This window comes from Sphaerimonospora thailandensis, from assembly GCF_016863115.1.
Taxonomy (GTDB): domain Bacteria; phylum Actinomycetota; class Actinomycetes; order Streptosporangiales; family Streptosporangiaceae; genus Sphaerimonospora; species Sphaerimonospora cavernae.
This window is the reverse complement of sequence record NZ_BOOG01000004.1, coordinates 1-15,979: the sequence shown is the minus strand read 5'-3', so window position 1 is coordinate 15,979 and position 15,979 is coordinate 1. Positions and strand designations below refer to the sequence as shown.

The 15,979-nt window shown below is 66.8% G+C and carries 11 protein-coding genes; 4 read left to right on the top strand and 7 right to left on the bottom strand.

Features of this window, described 5'->3' with window-relative positions; translation table 11 throughout:
• Positions 1 to 99: 99 nt before the first annotated feature.
• Together Mth01_RS01300 and Mth01_RS01295 are read left to right on the top strand one after the other, a co-directional pair.
• The gene (locus Mth01_RS01300) at positions 100 to 1,722 is read left to right on the top strand and encodes a serine/threonine-protein kinase (RefSeq protein WP_204009943.1); all 1,623 of its coding nucleotides are present in this window, start codon (positions 100 to 102) and stop codon (positions 1,720 to 1,722) included.
• Between the two features lie 60 nt (positions 1,723 to 1,782).
• Positions 1,783 to 2,676, top strand: a complete 894-nt coding sequence (locus tag Mth01_RS01295; protein WP_204009941.1) for a hypothetical protein — start codon at positions 1,783 to 1,785, stop codon at positions 2,674 to 2,676.
• A gap of 48 nt (positions 2,677 to 2,724) precedes the next feature.
• Here the strand turns inward: Mth01_RS01295 and Mth01_RS01290 are convergent, their stop codons facing one another.
• From Mth01_RS01290 to Mth01_RS01260, 7 genes are all read right to left on the bottom strand, one after another.
• On the bottom strand, positions 2,725 to 4,380 hold the full coding sequence (locus Mth01_RS01290; RefSeq protein ID WP_204009939.1) for a serine/threonine protein kinase: 1,656 nt from the start codon (positions 4,378 to 4,380) through the stop codon (positions 2,725 to 2,727).
• Positions 4,381 to 4,386: 6 nt separating this feature from the next.
• Positions 4,387 to 6,132: a serine/threonine protein kinase gene (locus Mth01_RS01285; RefSeq protein ID WP_204009937.1), complete on the bottom strand. Its 1,746-nt coding sequence runs from the start codon at positions 6,130 to 6,132 to the stop codon at positions 4,387 to 4,389.
• Between the two features lie 174 nt (positions 6,133 to 6,306).
• Positions 6,307 to 7,548: a hypothetical protein gene (locus Mth01_RS01280; RefSeq protein ID WP_204009935.1), complete on the bottom strand. Its 1,242-nt coding sequence runs from the start codon at positions 7,546 to 7,548 to the stop codon at positions 6,307 to 6,309.
• A complete protein-coding gene (locus tag Mth01_RS01275) occupies positions 7,545 to 9,230 on the bottom strand; it encodes a hypothetical protein (protein ID WP_204009933.1) in 1,686 nt (561 codons plus the stop codon). The genes Mth01_RS01280 and Mth01_RS01275 overlap by 4 nt, the downstream gene beginning before the upstream one ends.
• Positions 9,231 to 9,336: 106 nt before the next feature.
• A complete protein-coding gene (locus Mth01_RS01270; protein WP_239089016.1) occupies positions 9,337 to 10,119 on the bottom strand; it encodes an ABC transporter permease in 783 nt (260 codons plus the stop codon).
• Positions 10,116 to 10,898 carry an ABC transporter permease gene (locus Mth01_RS01265; RefSeq protein WP_204009931.1) on the bottom strand — a complete coding sequence of 261 codons (783 nt, stop codon included), beginning with the start codon at positions 10,896 to 10,898 and terminating at the stop codon, positions 10,116 to 10,118. Before Mth01_RS01265 ends, Mth01_RS01270 begins: the two co-directional genes overlap by 4 nt.
• Entirely contained in the window at positions 10,895 to 11,884 is a 990-nt protein-coding gene (locus Mth01_RS01260) for an ABC transporter substrate-binding protein (RefSeq protein ID WP_204009928.1), read from the bottom strand. The genes Mth01_RS01265 and Mth01_RS01260 overlap by 4 nt, the downstream gene beginning before the upstream one ends.
• Before the next feature lie 661 nt (positions 11,885 to 12,545).
• Here Mth01_RS01260 and Mth01_RS01255 point away from each other — a divergent pair.
• Both Mth01_RS01255 and Mth01_RS01250 read left to right on the top strand, forming a co-directional pair.
• On the top strand, positions 12,546 to 14,180 hold the full coding sequence (locus Mth01_RS01255; protein WP_204009926.1) for a carboxylesterase/lipase family protein: 1,635 nt from the start codon (positions 12,546 to 12,548) through the stop codon (positions 14,178 to 14,180).
• A gap of 76 nt (positions 14,181 to 14,256) precedes the next feature.
• Positions 14,257 to 15,924: an outer membrane protein assembly factor BamB family protein gene (locus tag Mth01_RS01250; RefSeq protein ID WP_204009925.1), complete on the top strand. Its 1,668-nt coding sequence runs from the start codon at positions 14,257 to 14,259 to the stop codon at positions 15,922 to 15,924.
• Positions 15,925 to 15,979: the final 55 nt, after the last annotated feature.

Sequence of the window (15,979 nt, the reverse complement as noted above, 5' to 3'; positions counted from 1 at the left end):
CCGTGCGACGGCCTGGCGACGGCCTGGCGATGGCTGCCATGAGCTGCGCCAGTCACCTGCGCACTCATCGCCGATCGGGTAATTTCTCCGATGAACAGGGTGGCTTCGCGGAAGGCAGCCGGGTTGAGCAGGCGGATTATCGACGATCGCTACGAGCTGGATCCCCTGTCGCGACGCGGCGGTGGCATGGGCGAGGTCTGGTTCGGCTACGACAAGCGTCTGGACCGGCGGATAGCGATCAAGTTCATCCGTGTCGATCGGCTGCCGGACGGCAAACCGGACAGGGAGCTCACGCAGCGCTTCGTCCGCGAGTCACGGATCACGGCACGTCTGGAACACCCGGGCGTCCCCGCCGTCTACGACTGCGGCACCCACGGGGAAGAGCTCTACCTGGTCATGCAGCTGATCAACGGCTGCCCGATCGCCACACTGCTCGACGAGACCGAGATCCCGGTCGCCTGGGCCGCGGCGATCGCCGCGCAGGTGTGCTCGGTGCTCACTGTGGCCCATGACAACTCCCTGGTCCACCGGGACCTGAAGCCGAGCAACCTCATGCTGAGTCCCGATGGCACGGTCAAGGTGCTGGACTTCGGAATCGCCGCCGCGCTCTCGCCCACCGCGACCAGGCTCACCCAGACCGGTGTCATGGTCGGCACCCCCGAGTACGTGGCACCTGAGCAGGCGATGGCCGGTTCGACGAGTCCACAGAGCGATCTGTACGCCCTCGGCGTGGTGCTGGACGAAATGCTGTCGGGGGAGAACCAGTTCTGTGGCGCGACGCCCCTGGCGTCCGTGCAGAACCATGTGGCCCGAGCGCCGCGGCCGTTGCGCCGACGGCGGCGCGACGTGCCCGAAGGCCTGGAACGGCTGGTCCTGTGGCTGCTGGAGAAGTCGCCGGACAACAGGCCCGCGTCGGCCACCGTGGTCTACGAGCGCCTCCTGGATTTCTGCCGTGACCTGCCCTCGTTCCCCGGCTACGTGGACGCCGTCGCACGTCATCCGGTCCGGATGTACGCAGGCGTCGTGGGCCGGATCGGCGCCTCGCCGAAGGCGGAAACGGGCAGGGCCGAGCCCGTGCGCGCCACGTCCGATCTGCCTGCTGCCGCACCCGATGTGCCTGCCGCCGCGACCGAACCCCTCAGGCCGAGCGACCCCGAGCGCTTCAGACCGAGCGATATCGAGATGGCGCGAATGGACGCGCGCGAGCTCAAGGCCGAGACGCGTTTCACGCAGGCCGCGGAGCTGCTCGCCAGGGTCGTGGAGCCCGCGGCACATGAGCTCGGCGCGGACAACCCCGACGTGATCTCGTTGCGCCTCGAGTTGGCGGACATGCTGTTCCTGGCCGGCGACTATCGCCGGGCGGTCCCAGAGTTCGCCGGACTCGTCGCCCAGCTGACGCGGCGGGACGGGCCTGACGACGATCTCGTTCTGCGCCTGCGCTTGATGGAGGCGAACTGCCATGCCGCCGTGGGCGAGGTCACCATCGCACTCGCGCAGCTCAATCGTTTGCTTGAGGACGAAAAGCGGTTCGGGGTCGACGAGGACCGGGTGCTGGAGTTGCGACGCCAAATCGGGCTGCTCGAACTCGGCGCGGGTGATCAGATCCGGGCGAGGAGGACTCTGACGGATCTGCTGCCTGATCTCAAGCGTGAATACGGCGGCAGCCACCCCAACGTGCTGAAAATCGTTGAGGTCCTGGGCAGCTTGGACGGTGAACGCTGAGATGTCGAAGCTCGGAATCGGCAAGAGGTTCCTACGTGGCTTCGGGAACTGGAACCACCGATGGGCTTCGACTCGCTGGTCAACCGTGGTGACTACTTCTCGGCACACTATCTGGCCGAGGTGCTGCCCAAGGACCTGAAGAAGAAGGACGGCCTGTTCGCCCGCTGGAACGAGCAGGAGAAGGCCGGTCGCCTCACCCCGCGCAAGGGGCTGCGCGCTCTCGCCAAGCCGTACTTCGCCGACCGGCCCTACTTCGCGGACCTGCCGCACCAGGCGAGCACGGCCGAGCGGCTGAGCGACGGCGCCGAACATTCCGTGCAGGACCAACCGCGACTGGTCCACCTGGGACCTGACAGCCCTCCCCGAAGACGCCGTTCCCGTGACGAACTACGGGCGGGCCTGCGACGAGGAGACCTACCTCGCCGCCCAGGACCGGTGGGTGGGCGGAGACGGCGTGGTCCGCCGGCACACCGAGTCCTATCGGCTGGCCTGGCGGAAAATGATTCCCTTCGATACCGAGCGGGCTATCCGGTCCTGTGCGACTATGAGGCGCGGATCTGGTTCGACGCCGACGGCCGGAAGATCGCGGGTAACCACAACACCTATGGGTACGGTCAGACCAGGCAGCACTTCGAGCAGCTCACGGCCCACCTCGACCCTGAGACCAACGGCCCCGTCCCGAGGGGTACGCCGCGCCGTTCCACAAGGCCGACCGGGAGGCCGAGTACCGCCACGCCCACGCCGCCTTCTCCCAGCGCCTCCGCCACTCCGACCGCCAGTCGCTGGCCGCACGAGCCGAAGAAGAGGACCGGTGAGGCCGACGATGGCGGCCGAGGAGTTGAGGCAGAGCCTCTGACGCAGCACCTCACGACCACGTTCACGCTGGCCGACCAGGCCGTCCGTGAGGCGCTGAAGCGGTTCCTCAACCATTCGGCAGGACCGAGCCGACGCTGATCCCTGTACAACGACGGTGATCGCGAAACTGGGGTGCCGATTTCGGCATCATGATCGCTGTTTGTGATTCGAGTAATCGGGACATGGAGACAGGGAGCGGATGATCGAATCGAGTTTATTTCTGTCGACTGCTCCGTGCGCGCGAATTGTGTTGGTGCCCTGTCCGCATTCGTTGGGCAGCACCCACATGTATCCAGAGTAGTCTTTCCTCCCAGCGCAGCTGACGATGAACTTGCGATATTGGGCGTCATCGCCTCCGACTCGGCGTAATTCGCGCTCGACGAGCGATGCGCCTGCATCCTCCTTGTAGCAGCCGAACATCGCGGGGTCGGGGAGTTCGAGGGTCACGAGATTGTCGTAATCTTGCAGGTCTCCAGTGATGCGGCCTCCGTAGGTTATCTCCACGCCCTCATCGCAGGACTTCGACCCCTTCGGGCGAATGCATGTCGAACCACCGCTTGCGCCCATGTCGACTATCGATTCCCAGCCTGCGGGAATAAGGTATGAGTAGGAGCCGTCGGGTGTCGTCCGCCGGATCTCGATAGGCCTTTTGGAAGGAGAAGGTCTGCTCGCCGGCGGCGCTGCGCTCTTAGGAGTATGGTTTGCTTTCTTCTCGGCGGAGATCGGAGTCTGAGATGCATCACCAGAAATGGTTGGTGGTCTGGATTCGGCGGATCGCATCGTAAGAGTAGTGGCGAAGAGCGCTCCAACCAAAGTGGCTGCGACAGACGCGGCGACCCAAAACCGAGCGTTGAATCGTTTGGGGGCCGCCGCAGGCTCAGATGAGCTCCAGTTCGGCTCGGTAGTCGGTTCTACGGCCCATGTCCGATCCAAAAATTTGGTGACCTCCTCGGCCGGAGCGGCAGAGCACAATCCTGATTGCCGGCAGATTTCCGCCATGGCCTTGAGGAGGTGATCGGCATGGGGCCTCTTCCCGGGATCCTTGGAAAGTGCTTGCCGAACCAGTGCTTGAAGGTCCTCGGGCAGTGCGTCGGTTTCCGGATCGCTGGTCATGATCCGTGTGGCTATTACTTCAGGTCGACCCGTTCCGAATGGCTGGCGGCCGGTTGACGCGAAGACCAGAAGCAACGCCCAGCCATAAATATCTGAAGGGAGACCCACATCGTCGCCACTGTATTCTTCTGGACTTATCCAGCCAGGGGAGCCGACGAGCACTCCGGTGCGAGTCACACTCGTTTCGTCCAGTGCCCGAGCGATGCCCATGTCGATCACGCGCGGACCTTTCGGCGACAAGATGACGTTGGAAGGCTTCAGGTCCCTGTGCACGATGTTCGCCGCATGCAGGGCGTGCAGTGCCTCGCAGAGGCCGGCGGCGAGGCCTACGATTCCTTGGCCGTAGAGTGGGCCGTCGAGTCCTATTCGTTCAGCGAGCGTTGGGCCGGGAACGTATTCGGTCGCCAGCCACGGTTGTGCGGTCTCCACATCGAAAGCCAAGACGCGAGTTGTATATTTACCGTGTACACGGTTGAGTAGCTCGACCTCTCGCGAAAAGCGTAGACGGAACTCTGGGTCGCGAGCCAATTCGCGATGGATTACTTTGATCGCGACTCGTTCGCTATTCGAGTCGATCCCTGCGTAAACGGTTCCCATGCCACCGGCGCCCAGTTTGCCAACCAGACGATAGGGGCCGATGTGGTCTGGGTCTTTGTTCGTCAGCGCGAAACCATCTTTGTCATTTCTCATCGCAAATCAACGTGGAGGCTTGTTGGGAAATTTGAAAGACCGAAGGATCTGCTCCACTTGAGCCCGTTCCTTCTTGGGCATCATATCAATGCTGACGGTGAGATGTGTGAGTGGCAGAACGAGGACTTCGGTCTCCGCTATCGATCCATCCTTGCAGTAGCTGCGCGCTTTCCGGTAATAAGCTCGGCGATCCCCAATCTTATGTAGACCACTCTTTATAATTCTTCCCTTGCGTAGAAGTCCGGTGTCCGTTTCGCAGGGCCACCCCGAGCCCTTATAGGTGATCTCGTCAGGATCGTCAAGCGATTTCAGGTCACTGTCGTCGTATGTGTCGTCTTCCTTTCGCGCCCAGGGGTAGATGCTCATTCCATATTGGTCGCAGTAGAAGTATTCTGCGTTCTTCTTACTCTTGGGGCGCAGGCACATAATATCCGGGTTGTTGGTCAGGTTGGGGAAGTACATCCAGTCCGGAGGAAGGACGAAGGAGATTCCCGCCATCATCTTCACTCTGCGACCAGATGGCTTCGCGGACTTCGGTGATGTCGTGGCCTTCGGTGTAGGACTCGGAGCCGCAGAGGCCGATACGCCAACAGGAAAAGCTGAAGAAGTGGAAGAAGGTGCTGGTGTCCTCGGCGGCGAAGCTTGTGATCGAATCTTTGGTTCCCCGTCTGCAAAGAGGAGGATGAGTGCGACCAGAGCGGCGATTCCGACTGTGGCTATCGTGATCGTCACGCCGTACCTGCGTCCAAGCTGCTCATTTGATGGTTCTGGAGCGCTCCACTCCCATTCGTGGCCAAGGGGCATGACCCACGTTCGGTTCAGGAACTGTGTGACGTCTTCCGTCTCCGCCGAACGCTCGCCGTGGTTCTCCCCCCAGAGGTGGGCTATTTGGGCCAGTATCTTCTCGGCGGAGGGCCGCGTGTCGGGGTCCTTGGCCAAGGCTTTGCCGATCGCGGGGGCCAGCGAGTCGGGGACTCCGTCCACCGAGGGCGTCTCAGCGAGCACGCGCATCGCAAGCACCTCCGGACGCCCTGTTCCAAAGGGCGGTCGGCCGGTGGCGGCGAAGAGCACGAGCAGGGCCCAGCCGTACACGTCCGCGGCCGGTCCCACATCATCGCCGCGGTATTCTTCCGGACTGATCCAGCCTGGAGAGCCCACCACGACACCCGTTCTGGTGACGCTGGTTTCGTCAAGGGCGCGGGCGATGCCCATGTCGACCAGGCGCGGCCCGGTAGGCGACAGGATGACGTTGGAGGGCTTCAGGTCTCGGTGGACCACTCCGGCGGCGTGCAAGGACCGAAGTGCCTCGGCCAGACCCGCTGCCAAGCCGATGATCTCCTCCTCGGAGAGCGGGCCACTCTCATCGACGCGCTGAGCCAGCGTGGGGCCGGCCACATACTCCGTCGCCAGCCACGGCTGTGCCGCATCGAGATCGAACGCCAGAACACGCACCGTGCACGCTCCGGTTACCCGCTGGAGAAGTGCCACCTCGCGCTTGAATCGGGTGCGAAACTCCGGGTCCCGGGACAGTTCCGGGTGAATGACCTTAACGGCGGCGCGGCGGCCGCTGCCGTCCATGCCCGCGTAGACGATTCCCATCCCGCCGGCTCCGATACGTCCCGCGAGCCGGTACGGGCCGATCGCGGTGGGGTCGAACCGGTCCAACGCAGTCAGTCCGTGTGCGTTGTGCTGCTTGGCGGGCGGTACCGGATCCTGCTGCTGCGCTGCCGTCGCTCCGGTTCCTTCAGACAACAGGCCCCTCCGCTAGCGATCTAGTCGTGGGCGACGTTACCGATAATCTGTCACGGAACAGCATCTATGCGATGAAAAGATGAAGTTTGACCTCTATCTTCCGATCTAGCGTTCATCAAGGTAGATGTCCAGATCTCCTGGTGGAGGATCGAAGGTAGATGGAGAGCCCGGCGGCTACGTGTGCCGGGCGGTGCAGGGTGATGGGCCGTCTGTGGCGATGTGGAAGCGCAGGGTGCCGATTTCCAGCAGCCGCAGGGAGTCGTGCCAGCGAAGTTTGGCGCTGCCGCGGCAGTGCTCCCGCAGACGCTGCGGGGTGTGGTTCCAGCCGGTGACGGTCCGCGCGTTCTCACCGGACACGGCGAAGGAGACGGTCCCCTCGTCGGTCACCACCAGGTCGGTGACCTTCTCGCTCTCCCGACCCGGCAGTCCGCGGCGGACGCGGTTCCAGCGATCCCATCCCAGACCGAACAGTGGGCCTTTCGGCACATGGCCCGGGTGGTCGCGATCGCAGTGCAGCACGCTCTCCGCACACGTCGGGAAGTCGACGGCGACGCTCGGCGAGTCGGCCGGCTCGGCGACGCTCTCGTCCAGCATCAGCTGGGCGAGCCGCCTTACCATCCGGCCGGCCGCGTCCGGTGAGGGGGCCGAGCACAGCAGCCGGGTCGAGGCGAAGAACCTGTTGCGCAGCCCGTTGACCCACGCGCCCGGGCCATGCCGCGTCAGGTTGAGCTTGGCCAGCGTCGCGTAGCTGAGCGGGGGAGTCCCGGTCGGGAGACGCAACCGCTGCCCGTGAGCGCTGTCCAGCTGAAGGAGCAGGCCCCAGCCGATGCCGTGGCGCTGCTGCCGGACCACCCACAGCCGGCAGCCCTGCGGGCCCACGAAGGATATGCCGTCGGCCGTGTCCATATCCTCGGCCCCGGGCTCCCGCGCCAGGAGGGCCAGCACCTGGTCCACGTGGTCGGAGCTCTCGCCCATCGTCCGCCGCTCGGCCGTCAGTCGGGGGATCTGGGTGGCTGTCGCCGTACCTTCACCGATCCACGGGTAGATCCTGATGCACTGGTCCGTGATCGGCAGCCGGCTCCGCGTCTCCGACACCATCGAGGCGACGACCTCGGTCAGGGAGGCCGCCGAGAACTCGCCGGGCAGGTCGGCGACCACGGCGACGACTCCGGAGACAGAGTCGTACACCCATCGGCCGACTGTGGTGTCGCGGCTCGCCTGCCCCACCAGGCGGTAAGTCGGCGCACCCGGCTCGAGGCCGTACGCGACCGGGATCTCCACCCGTAGCGTCGCGTCCCGGTCCTCCATCCGCAGGCCGAGCCCGCCGACGGCAAGGGTCAGGCCCGCCTCCGACTCGATGGTGTACGTCCGCGAAACGCCCAGGGAATCGGCGATCCAGGGCAGCGGGCTGCTCATGCCGGTTCCTCACTTCGGTCGTACGCGGGAGCCGGTTTCGGTGCTTCGGGCCTGGGCGGCCATTCGCCCGCGTCGATGCGGGCGACGAGATCGGGGTCGGGGTCCCAGTACAGGCGGACCAGTCCCGGGCATTCGCGGATCTCGCAACCGAGGACCCGCAGTTCGGCGAGGATCCGCTCCCTGTCTTCAGCGGGCAGATAGTCGGTCGGGTCGTAGTCGATGCCCCACGCGCCGTCCACCCGCTTGAACCGGCTCCACAGCACGGGAACCTTGCTCTCGGCGAACCATGCCGAGCTTTCCTCGGCGCTGGGGATCCAGTCCCGCCAGCCTTCGACACCGAAGACCGCATCGGTGTCGAAGCGCGCGTCCTCCGCCACGCGCCGCGCGAAAAGCTCGCGCGCGTCCACACCCCCCTCGGCCTCGTCACCCTCCTCGGGCTCGTCGTCCTCCAGGCGTCGTTCCAGGGCGGCTACCACGGTCTCCACCGCGTCGTCGTCCACCAGCACGTCACGATAGGTGCGGGCGTGGCACAGCGTGGCGTAGCCGCGCAGCTCACCTCGCGCCCACGACTCGGGGATGACATAGAGCCTGTCGTCGTCGACGTCGCTCACCTCGACCAGGACCACGGTGCCGGCCAGCGAACCGGGCTTGTCCACCGGCCGGTCCCGGTACAGCTCGTAGGCGGTGAGCCGATTCGGGTGCTCCGGAATGTCGGCGGCGTCGAAGGGGCACGCGTCCTGTCCGGCCGTGTCCTGTCCGGCCGTGTCGTCACCGGGCCAGCTCGTCGCGACGAGCAGCGGTCCCGACCTCGCCGACGTCGGCGGCAGCGCACGTACGGCCACGGCCTCGGCCAGCGCGATCACCGCTTCGACGGCGTGAGCGCCGCCGGTGTCCAGCACCGCGGCGGACAGGAAGAGCCGATAGGTCACGCCGTTCTGGTCGAAGGCCCATCTGCCCGGTGCGAACGTCGCGAACTGCTCGTCGAGGCGGTTGAGCCGGGTGACGAATCCGTCTCCCGTCGAGATGTTCCCCCAGCCGCCCGTCTCCTTGGGCCGCCAAACGGCGTCGCCGGGTGCCGCCGCGAGCCGCACCCCCCAGCCCAGGCGGGGATGACGGTCCAGCCTGATCGCGCAGGTGTGTTCGCCGGGGCGGGCGCGAAGGGCGGTCCTGGCCTCATCGAGCACGGTCTCCACCGTCGTGCGTCCGCTCTTCGCGACGCGCAGGTGGGTGGCGATGCGGTGCGGCCTGTCCCGCAGGCGCCCGTTGATCGCGGTCAGCGCGGTGGCCGCGCCGAGCTCCAGTTCGGGGACCCCGATGGCGGCCATCGCCTCGGCCTCGTAGACCAACTCCGCGACACAACGGGCGAGCGTCGGCACGCAGGAGGCGCCCCCGGTGATCGGGAGCTCCGCCACCAGTGCCAGCACACCCGTGTCCGGGTCGTGCACCCAACGTCCGAGGAGGACCTCCTGCCGCTGCCGCTCCCGGACGAAGTCCCACAGCGGGGCGGCGTCGGCGACGCCTCGCGCGAGCCGTACCTCGACCCGGAGCACCGGACCGACGGCCGTCTCGCGTACACCCAGCCACGTGCCGAGCCGACCGGCGGCGAAGCCCAACCCGCCGTGCAGTTCGACGGTCCAGGCCCGGCCGACTCGCAGCCGGGCGACGATCTTCTGGGGGATCACATCCGACGTGTGTGATCCGCTCCTGCTGTCATCTCGCACAACCGACAAACTAGGACAATCAGGTGTCACCGTCAAGCGTGTATCAAGTTCACAGCGAGCATCTTCGTCATGTGGATTTCCTGGCGCCGTAGTGCCAGGCGAGGAGCCACCGTTCGGCTCTCACGAACGCGGCGTTGAGCACGAAACCCAGGACCCCGATCAGCACGATGGCCGTCCACATCGCGGGAATGTCGAGCGCGTCCTGCAGCATCCGGTACCCGATCCCCTCGGTGCTGCCGACCAGCTCGGAGATGATCATCATGACCAGTGCCAGGGACACGCTCAGCCGTAACCCGGCGAAGACCTTCGGCGCCGCGGCCGGCAAAATGATCCGCCACAGCCGCTGGCCGCGGGACAGGCGGAACACGTCAGCGGTCTCCAGATACTGCCGGTCCACGTCCCGTGCCCCGTCCACGCTGTTCAGCAGCACCGGCCACAACACTCCGAACACGATCGCGGCCAGCTGGGTCGGGGTGCCCACCCCGAACAACACCAAAAAGATCGGCAGCAGGGTCGGCGGCGGGATCGACCGGCCGAAATGAATCAGCGGGTTGACGTACTCGGCCAGCCGCCGCGACCTGCCCACCGCGATGCCCACCAGCACACCGGCCAGGCAGGCGCCGGCCCAGCCGACCACCAGCCGCCACAGGCTCGGCAGCAGATGCCGCACCGCCTCGTCGCTGAGGAACAACCGTGCGGCCGGCCCGCTGAACCACAGCTCATGCGACCGGGCCGCGATCGTCGACGGCGGAGGAAAATAGGGAGCCTGCGCCAGGCGGGTGAGCACCTCCCACGCCGCCAACGCCACCGGCACGACCCACAGCCGGGCCAGACCTCTCAGGAGCCTCATGCCGCCTCCTGCCCGGTACGGGCGTGATGCCGGCGAAACAGCCGGCGCTCGGCGGCCACCAGCGCGACGTTGACCAGCAACCCGATCATTCCGGTCCATGCCACCGCCGCCAGCATCACATCACGCCGGTTCACCCCGGCGGTGCCCTGATCGGTCAGGAACGTGCCGATCCCGCTGTCGCCGCCCGCGACCAGCTCCACGCTCACCGCCACGATCAACGTGACCGAGGCGGCGATCCGCACTCCGGTGAGGATGAACGGCGCGGCGCTGGGCAGCAGCACCCGCGCCACGATCGCCGCCGGGCCGAAACCGAAGCTGCGCATGGTCTCCTTGGCCAGCGGGTCCACATCCCGCACGCCGTACCAGGTGTTGATCAGCAGGGGCCAGGACGAGGTGAACACGATCAGCGCGATCTCCGCCTGGGCGCCGCCGGTGAACACGAACAACGCCAGCGGGATCAGGGCCACCGAGGGGATGGGCCGCAGAAACTCCACCAGCGGCCGCACCGCCGTCTCCACCCTCGGCAGCGTGCCCAGGACCACTCCGGCGGGTACGGCGATCGCGATGGCCAGCAGCAGCCCGATGACCGCAGCCGACAGCGTGTCGCCGACCTTGGCGAGGAACGCGGCGTCCCCCGCCAGGACGACCGTCTTGGCCAGCACGTCCGACGCCAGCGGCACCGTGTAGGGATCGATCACCCCGGTCCTGCCGAGGGCCTCCATGACGAGAACAAACCCCGCGACGCCGATGGCGCCGCGGAGGATCGTCCGTGCCCTCATTGCGGCGGGGCCGCCACGAGCTGGTTGGCGTCGATCTTGGTCTTCGTGATGCCGAACTCCGCCATCAGGTCGGCCACACGCTGGGTCCGGGTGGCGTCGAGCGAGGTGGAGAAGGTGCCCATCGACATGGTGGAGGCCACCTCGGCCGGGATCTGAGTGAAGGTCGGGATCACCTGGTTGAGCGCCTCGCGGTCGGACGCGGCGATCTGCTGGGCCTTGCCGATCGCTCGCTGGAACGCGGCGGCGGTCTTCGGGTACTTCTCGACCCAGTCGGCGGTGGCGCCCCAGCCGTCCAGCGGCAGGTCGGCCGTCGGGCCGCTCAGGGTGTCGACCAGCTGGACCGCCCCGAGGTCCTTCCGCGCCGCCGAGATGTAGGGCTCGCTGAGCCAGGCGGCGTCGACCTGTCCCGACTTCAGCGCGGCGAGCTGCTGGTCGAAGGGGATGGGCACGAACTTCACATCGGTCGGAGCCAGTCCGGCGACTTTCAGGTGAGCGCTGACGGTGACCTCGCCGAGGGCCTTGAGCACGTTCACCGCGACCGTCTTGCCCTTGAGGTCCTGAAGCGACTTCACCGGGGAGTCTTCGGTGACGTAGAGGCCGTTTATGCCAGGAGCTCCCTGCTGGGACTCGACGAGCATCTTCAACTTGGCGGCGCCGGAGTCCTGGATGGAGATCAGCGAGACATAGGTGGTGAGGAAGGCGTCCATGCTGCCATTCAGAATCTTGGGCATGACCGCCTGCGGAGCCTGGATGGTCTCCGTCTTGATGGTCAGGCCCTCTTCCTCGAAGAATCCTCTCTCCAACGCCAGGAACAGCGGCGCCGCCGAGGGGACGGGCACGACACCGAGGTTGAGCGTGGTTTTCTCGAGGCCACCGGCACTGTCGCCGGCACTCGCTTCATCTGTTCCAGAACCGCCGCACGCGGCAAGCGTGACGACCGCGGCGAGCCCGGCGAGGGACGTACGGATGACGGTCCCGATTCTCATAACGTCTCCTTGTCCTGGGAAAACCGCATCTCAATGAGGGAAGAAATAGCGGTAACCCGCCCCGATCGGAGGCTGCGGCACAACATGAGCGGCAGCTTACCGGAGGAAGATCGAGGTCCATCGGCAAGATGGGCGCTTTGTCGGATAAAGGACCTATTTCAGCGTGTAATTCTGATTATGACTGATGGTTATGCGTGCTGTGACTCGTCACGGAATGTAATTGATGTTTCCGGTGGCTACCGGATGGTGTATTCGAATCCGGCTCGCCGCCTGATGTCGGCATATCGCAGGTCCGGATCATGTAGAACGTACGTACTCGAAACTTGACAAGATGCCGCCGCCGATGGCCGGGCCTTGAGCCCACCGGTGATGCGACAATCACCTGCGAAGGACAAACCAGAACGTCCGGTACCATCAAGTCAAGTGTGTATGCGCATCACGACTGAATCGATGACGGACATCATTTGGGGAGTCGTGTCCGGCTTAACGACGGTCCCCCGACTCCGCCGGTAAGACTTGACAAATTCTCCTTACTGATTTCTTATACGATCAGTCATCGGGGCGTACATTCGTGCGCAATCGCCCAACAGGCCCAGAACGGTCACGGGTGGATGCCCCGGCGGCTCACCCCGTTCTATTGTCGGTTCACCAAGGAAACCATATGAAGACGGAGAAACGGCAACGCACCCTCGCCGTGATCGTGTCACTCCTCATGGCCGTGACCACGGTCGCCGCGGCGGCGCCGACGGCCGTGGCATCCCCCTCCACCGCCGCGCGTACGGCCGTCGCGTGCGCGCCCGGCACGACGATCCAGACCGACAAGGGCCCGGTCTGCGGCCTGTCGGCCGACGGCGTCAAGACATGGCTCGCGGTCCCCTACGCCGAGCCGCCCACGGGTGAGCTGCGCTGGGCGCCGCCCAGGCCGCACGCCCCGTGGACGACGCTCCTCCAGGCGACGGCGACAGGCACCCCCTGCCCGCAACCGGAGTTCCTCACCCCCGAGTCGACCGACGAGGACTGCCTGAAGCTGAACATCGCCGCGCCGGCGGACACCGGCCGCAAGGCGCTGCCGGTCATGGTGGAGTTCCACGGCGGCGGCTTCCGGCTCGGCGCGTCCTCCGACGGCGCGCACCTCGCCCGTACGGGGAACATCGTGCATGTCAGCGTCGACTACCGGCTCGGCATCCTCGGGTTTCTCGCGCACCGGTCGTTGGGCGCGCGCTCGGGGAACTACGCCCTGCGCGACCAGCAGGAGGCGCTGCGCTGGGTGCGCGGCAACATCTCCCGGTTCGGCGGAGACCCCGGGAACGTGACCATCTACGGCGCGTCCGCCGGCGGGTCCAGCGTGTGCGCCCAGACCACCTCACCGGCCGCCAAGGGACTGTTCCAGAAGGGGATCGCCCAGAGCGGCGAGTACAACTCGCTGCTGGGCAAGGACAGTATGTGGCAGCCGCAGGACTGCAAGTCGGACCTGCCGACCCTGAAGGAGGCGGAGGCGACGGGCGACCGCTTCGCCGCGGCGGTCGGCTGCGGCGGCGCCGCCGACGTGGCCGCCTGCCTGCGCGCGGTGCCCGTCAAGACGCTGCTGGAGAAGGCCGGCGACGGCATCGGCCCCGACAAGGGCACGCTGGCCCCGATCGTCGACGGCGAGATCCTGCCGATGTCGCCCGGAGAGGCGTTCGCCAGGGGGCGTGTCAACAACGTCGCCCTCATGCACGGCGTCGACCGCGACGAGGTGCAACTCCAGGTCGCGAACACTCCGGAGGAGTACGAGGCCCTGGTCAGGGAGCAGTACGGCCGCCTCGCCCCCGAGGTGTTCAGGCGCTACCCCCTGAACCGGTTCCCCGAGCCGGCGGCGTTCATCGCCTCCCGCACCATCGTGGCCGACTCCAACTCGGTCTGTCCCGCCCTGCTCAACCACGAACGGCTGGCCCGCCGCATCCCCGTCTACGCCTTCCAGGTCGACAACGCCGACGCGCCGCCGATGTTCTTCCTGGACGCGACCAAGCCGAACGGCTCGTACCACGTCAACGAGGTGCCGTTCCTGCTCGCGCCGCCCGGCGCCGACGTGAGCGCCAACCAGCGGGTCTTCGCCACGCAACTGGTCACCCAGTGGACCGGGTTCGCCCGCACCGGCGACCCGACGGTCGACGGCGCGCCGTACTGGCCCAGGTTCACCCGCCACCACCCCACCGTCATGTCGCTGGCGCCGGCGGGTGACAGCCAGTTGACGGAGGAGATCTCCAAGCAGCACAACTGCGGTTTCTGGAACAAGCACGCCCCGTTCACCCGCTGAACGGCCGTCCCTCACAGGCCCGGCCTCCCGTACGCGGGGGTCCGGGCCTCCCCCCCAACGATGAGAAGAGACGGGAATGCATCGGAAACAGCGAACGAAGTCGCTGAGAGCCCTCGCGGTGGTGGCCGCCTCGTGCCTGGCCGTACTGCTGGGCACGCCGGGCGCGTCCGCCGAGCCCGGCGACGGGAGCACCGCCACGGCCGACACCAGCGTGGCCGACACGGCCGGGCTCTTCCCGGGCCGGCTGCCGGGAGGCGACTGGCCCAGCTGGCAGAAGGACCTGAGCGGCTCGCGCTTCAACGCCTTCGAACATCGGATCACTCCGGGCAACGTGCGCCGGCTGAAGCTGAAGTGGGCGTTCGCCTACCCCGAGAACGCGGGCACGCCGCACAGTCAGCCCGCCGTCGTCGGTGACACCGTCTACTTCGGCGCCCCCGACGGCCACTTCTACGCCCGTAACGCGCGGACCGGCGCCGCGAAATGGGACTTCGACCTGAGCACGGTCGGCCCGCCCGGCCGGGGCGCCGTGGTGCAGGACGGGCCCGCGGTCGCGCGGGGCAAGGTGTACTTCGGCGACGGCCGGGGCTCCTTCTACGCACTGAGCCAGCGCACCGGCAAGCTGGTCTGGTGGAAGCAGCTGGACGACCAGGTGGCCGCCGGCCTGACCAGCTCGCCGATCGTCTACGGGAACCGCGTCTACGTCGGCGTCTCCAGCGGCCAGAACATCATCGGCAAGGACTTCCCCTGCTGCACCTTCCGGGGCCATGTCGACGCCCTGGACGCCGAGACCGGCGACCTGGTCTGGCGCTACTACACGGTGCCCGAGCCCGAGCAGAACGGCACCTGGCCGAACGGCCGGCCCAGGTACGAACCGTCCGGTGCGGGCGTGTGGAGCACCCCGGCCATCGACCCGTTCACCCGGACCCTGTACGTCGGGACCGGGCAGAACTACACCGGAAGCGGGGGCGACTACGACTCGGTGCTGGCGCTGGACATCACCACCGGCAAAGCCCGCTGGACCCGCAAGATGACCGACGTCGACACCTGGCGGATGGAATGCTCGATCCCCACCCCTGAGGACCGGCAATATTGCCCGAACCTGCCGGACGGCACCGCGCTCGACTTCGATCTGGGCGCCGCTCCCAACATCTTCAGCGCGGGTGGCAGACGCCTGATCGGCATCGGGCAGAAGTCCGGCGTCTTCCACGTGCTCGACGCCAGGACCGGGGAGATCGTCTGGCAGCGCCAGCTGTCCGAGCCGATGCCCGGCGGTGGCCTGTCCGGCATCCAGTGGGGCACCAGCTTCGACGGCAGACGGCTGTACGTCTCGACGTACATGGGCAGGCCGGGCACGCTGTTCGCCCTCGACCCGGCCAACGGCCACGTCATCTGGAAGACCCCCAATCCGGAGGACGGCTGCACCACCGGCGGCGCGGCGCAGTACCCCGCTGTCTGCCAGCTCGGCCACGGGCCCGCGGTGACCACGACGCCCGGTCTGGTCTGGCTGGGCAGCATGGACGGCAAGATGCGGGCCTACTCCGCGCGCACCGGCAAGGTGCTGTGGACCTACGACACGATGACACCGGTCGACGGCGTCAACGGCCTGCCGGGACGCGGCGGTGCGGTGTCCGGCGCGGGCGGGGCGGTCGTCTCGCACGGCATGCTCTTCGTGCAGTCCGGCTACATGTTCACCCCGTACCCCAACCCCGGCCGCGGCTCAGTCCTGCTGGCCTTCGGCCTCTGACGCGATCCCTTCTCCGGCACGCGGTGCCGCTCTCCCCGTGGGGGGGGGGGGGGGG